This is a genomic window from Nostoc flagelliforme FACHB-838 (genome assembly GCF_014698065.1).
GTDB lineage: Bacteria > Cyanobacteriota > Cyanobacteriia > Cyanobacteriales > Nostocaceae > Nostoc > Nostoc flagelliforme_B.
This window is the reverse complement of sequence record NZ_JACJSI010000515.1, coordinates 1-3,587: the sequence shown is the minus strand read 5'-3', so window position 1 is coordinate 3,587 and position 3,587 is coordinate 1. Positions and strand designations below refer to the sequence as shown.

The window sequence follows — 3,587 nt, the reverse complement described above, 5'->3', positions numbered from 1 at the left end:
CCCCTTAACCCTTCCTCTTTCCCCAGCCTGAAAAAGCGCATTTTTGGGTTGGCAGACTACTAGGTATTGAGTCAAAAATTTTTGTGCAGGGAGAAGGGAAAATCATTTTCCCTCTCCCTGCTCCCTGCTCCCTTTGTCGAGAACAAGCTGACTCGGTACACTAAGCAATCGAGCGTATTCGTCTTTAATTATGGAATAACATTCGCAAGACGCATCTTCCAAACCTGAGCGATTCAAAATATTAATAGTGCCACGCTTGTAGCTAATCATTCCGGCTCGACTAAGCGTGCCTGCTGCGACTGTGACACCAGAGCGGCGGCAGCCGAGCATTTTAGCAATATATTCCTGAGTTAGCGCAAATGTCTCTAATTGAACGCGATCAGCGATGAAGAGCAACCAACGCGCAAGCCGTCCGTCGTTCTATAGTGTGGATACTATTGCAGGCAAGTGTTTGTGTCACTTGGGTAAACAGCCCATGAGTATAACGCAACAGCAAACCTTGAAGCTCTCTACTTCGGTTGAACTCGGCGATTAGCAACTCTGTTTTCATCATTAGAGAACTGCCTGAAATTTGAACAAATGCAGTTGTATTTGTAGTGTTGCTCCCCAAAATTACGGAAACACCTACTATGCCGTCATTTCCGACTATGCCCGCTTCGACAGTTGAGCCATCTTTGTGAGTACAAACTAAAGAAACTATTGACTGATGGGGAAAATAAACGTGCGTTATTGGTTGATTCGCTTTGTAGAGAACTTGCTTAACTTCAAGTTCGACTTGCTCTAGGTTAGGAGCTAGGCGTTGGTACTGTGCCCTAGTCATGGCAGCAAGTATTTGATTTTTTATTGGTAGATGAAGTTGCTTAGATACTGACATTGAGAACTTAGCGAATTGTGTTGATGGAAGCAACACGAATGGCATTGAGAGCAGCCAGTAACTAGTCCCAATATGTCAAAAGGTTGTTTTTATTCAGAAGTTGTAAATTTTATAATTTACAACGGGAGCATTGAAGCGTAGATGAACGATACGTTTAAACTTAATGCTGTCTTTGATTATTGCAGATTTAACGCTGTTGATCCGTTCGTTTGCGTACATAGCTGATTCCACTTTTCCCACTTTGACTTATTTTATTCTTTGAACACCCGTGCTACTGCCGATTACCATTGCCGGGAGATGAAATTGTAAACTTGTCTGAAGTGACAATTACTATATCTGCGATCGCAAAAAGCTCAAGCTTCCCCTATCGCCGCCCTCGCCTCATCCCTGCCCGATTAACAACCGCCCTCCACAGCCTACGATCGCTCCTTGGGGTAATGGTGCATTCATGCTGAAGGGCGAATGTGTCCAATTTGTTCCCAAAATATGACTAGAACAATGATTCAGTAATCAAAATCATGACGAAAAATCAAGTTTCGGGCAGGAGTCGGGGCAAAATGAGGCTTTGATTTTTTAAGCATTTGTCAGCTTCGGGTAAATCTGACCACTGTTTTGAATTGCTATGCTTGGCAACAGTATTGGAATTGATTGATTTTATACTTTTGTGAACTGAGGACATCATAATAACCATCTATTAAACTGTCGCTATAGGGAAAATAGTAATCCTAGAACAGCTAAAAAGCTTTGGCTGTTCTAATTTTTATGATGTGGCTAAAAATCTCAAAAACATGAGCTAGCAGCACTATCTAGCTAAAGTAATTTTTGAATATCACAATAGGCACGGTAGAATCCGCCACTAATAGTCTGCGAACCCAAAAATGCGCTTTTTCAGGCTGGGGTTAACGATTGATTGACCTTATGCAGTGCTTCATCCGATCGCTGCAAGCAAGATTTGCAGTACTTATACAGAGGTATAAATAGTTGCGAAGGTATAGACTGAATGCTGCTAAAAGATGACCATAGTAATTATATATACTCTATTGATGTGAATAACTCGGTAGAGTATTTCTGTAAAAGTACGCCTAATGTAAGCGATCGCTGGATGAATAGCGCACTTCACTCTTGGGAGCGATCACAAGAAGGTGGGCGGGTACGCCATCGCACACAATTGCCCCTGTGTGGAGTTATTTGCGGCGATAATAGTATGCCGCTTCAGTGGCGAATGACAACGATTGGTTGTCAAAATGCAGCTGGATGGTGTCTACACAGGCCCAAGAGGCTCGGTTGAATTTTTGCAAGGAATTAGCAATGTCGATCCCGTTTCAAATCGTAAATGACTTTCTCCCAATACCAGTTTGCCGACTTTCCAGGATTAATCTGTTGTTGGTGTTTAAGTAATCTGATAGCAACAGAACCGTTACCAGAAAGCAAGTTTAGTAAATTGTTCTGTAAACTTTTGCTTGCGCCAGTAGCAAAATACTCTACTTCTGGTGGGTGTGTTCGTACCTCTAGGCTTTTGAGTTCTACTATCTGGCATTGCACAAGGGACTCTTTTTGACGTGCTTGCTCCATAAGCTTGTCAAGTTCAGACTTGTTTTGGAGTAGCTGTCTGATTTGCTTGTCCAATTCGGCTTTTTTCTTGTCTACTTGAGACTGTAACTTGCGTACCTCTAATAATTTTTTTTCTAGGTCTGTTAAACTTTGCATAATATTGGATTGATTTCGTTCTCAATCTACCATCTACGGGTTATCCTAATATCAGCATCAGAATATACCCGTAAATACGGGATTTTTTGATAAGAATCCAGTCGAGAATGAAATATGCAGGTGTCAAGAGTCAGCAGCCTACCCTTGACCCGGTATCTTGCAAAAGTTACTTTTGCAAGATGTGTATTTTGTCCAAATTAGCTTTGTAAAGCAAGAGTAATTTCAGCTTTTGGTTCCGAGTCCCTAAAACTTCCTTCCAAAAGAACCCAGTGAACAACTTTAGTTACTGTGAACTTTTCTGCTTGAGAATAGATGTTTTGATTTAGATAAATCTCTACAAATTCCCCAATATTGGGTACTCTGCTCATTGGAACAACTGTCACAGATTCACGATTGAAATCAGGTCTAATATTAAAAACAGAATCATCAAAAATTAACGCAACTGGAATCATTGTTATTACTTATAGTATTACAAATGCAACGAATGAAAAGTAAGCCTTGAGTCATTGAAGAGAAATATATAATTGAGTGCAAGCCGTAAATAGAATACTGCTAATTTCGGTTGGGAACTCAACAAGAAAGATGGAGAGCAATACAATAACGTGATGGATATATGCATTGCTTTCGGGTATTTTGCATTATTAACAACATAACCAAGACCTAGCATATATGCGTTGTGTATATCGTGCTAGTTAAATCTTGGGTATTTGAGTTAACAATGAGTAGGTAAAGAATGGTTGTGTACAACGGGGTCAGAGTTACATGGTTATAGTCTGTTCAGACGCTGACAACTCGGTTATGGAGAGAGAGCGAATCAACTCCCGAATCACATCAGTTGCAGGTCTACCTGTGTTTACGCAATATCGTTCAAGTTTTTCGCTTTCAACTGATGCGAGATTTAGTGTCATTCGTTTGACAGCCCATTTTTTGTTCATGACTTGCCCTAATAATCAAATTCAATAAATTATCTAGACTAACTGCTTGCCAGATGTTAACCACAGCGTAC

At 40.6% G+C, this 3,587-nt stretch carries 6 protein-coding genes; 1 reads left to right on the top strand and 5 read right to left on the bottom strand.

The features are described from left to right. Window positions 1-102 precede the first annotated feature (102 nt). On the bottom strand, window positions 103-396 hold the full coding sequence (locus tag H6G97_RS55745) for a helix-turn-helix domain-containing protein (RefSeq protein ID WP_338422012.1): 294 nt from the start codon (window positions 394-396) through the stop codon (window positions 103-105). Continuing rightward, a complete protein-coding gene (locus H6G97_RS55740; protein WP_338422011.1) occupies window positions 380-874 on the bottom strand; it encodes a Crp/Fnr family transcriptional regulator in 495 nt (164 codons plus the stop codon). The genes H6G97_RS55745 and H6G97_RS55740 overlap by 17 nt, the downstream gene beginning before the upstream one ends. Window positions 875-1,874: 1,000 nt before the next feature. On the opposite strand from H6G97_RS55740, the gene H6G97_RS47730 reads away from it, so the two are divergent. Continuing rightward, complete coding sequence (locus H6G97_RS47730) at window positions 1,875-2,162, top strand: hypothetical protein (RefSeq protein ID WP_190947332.1); 288 nt, start codon at window positions 1,875-1,877, stop codon at window positions 2,160-2,162. A gap of 14 nt (window positions 2,163-2,176) precedes the next feature. Here H6G97_RS47730 and H6G97_RS47725 read toward each other — a convergent pair whose 3' ends face one another. The 3 genes from H6G97_RS47725 to H6G97_RS54315 form a co-directional block, all read right to left on the bottom strand. After that, window positions 2,177-2,581, bottom strand: a complete 405-nt coding sequence (locus H6G97_RS47725; RefSeq protein WP_190947331.1) for a hypothetical protein — start codon at window positions 2,579-2,581, stop codon at window positions 2,177-2,179. Window positions 2,582-2,778: 197 nt separating this feature from the next. Beyond that, a complete protein-coding gene (locus H6G97_RS47720) occupies window positions 2,779-3,033 on the bottom strand; it encodes a hypothetical protein (protein ID WP_190947330.1) in 255 nt (84 codons plus the stop codon). 306 nt (window positions 3,034-3,339) lie between these two features. Beyond that, window positions 3,340-3,516, bottom strand: a complete 177-nt coding sequence (locus tag H6G97_RS54315; RefSeq protein ID WP_190947329.1) for a CopG family transcriptional regulator — start codon at window positions 3,514-3,516, stop codon at window positions 3,340-3,342. Window positions 3,517-3,587: the final 71 nt, after the last annotated feature.

Excerpts from the sequence above, each read along its gene's own strand:
- H6G97_RS47730 (WP_190947332.1), top strand. The coding sequence starts at position 1,875 with ATGCTGCTAAAAGATGACCATAGTAATTATATATACTCTATTGATGTG.
- H6G97_RS54315 (WP_190947329.1), bottom strand. The coding sequence starts at position 3,516 with ATGAACAAAAAATGGGCTGTCAAACGAATGACACTAAATCTCGCATCA.
- H6G97_RS47725 (WP_190947331.1), bottom strand. The coding sequence starts at position 2,581 with ATGCAAAGTTTAACAGACCTAGAAAAAAAATTATTAGAGGTACGCAAG.
- H6G97_RS55740 (WP_338422011.1), bottom strand. The coding sequence starts at position 874 with ATGTCAGTATCTAAGCAACTTCATCTACCAATAAAAAATCAAATACTT.
- H6G97_RS47720 (WP_190947330.1), bottom strand. The coding sequence starts at position 3,033 with ATGATTCCAGTTGCGTTAATTTTTGATGATTCTGTTTTTAATATTAGA.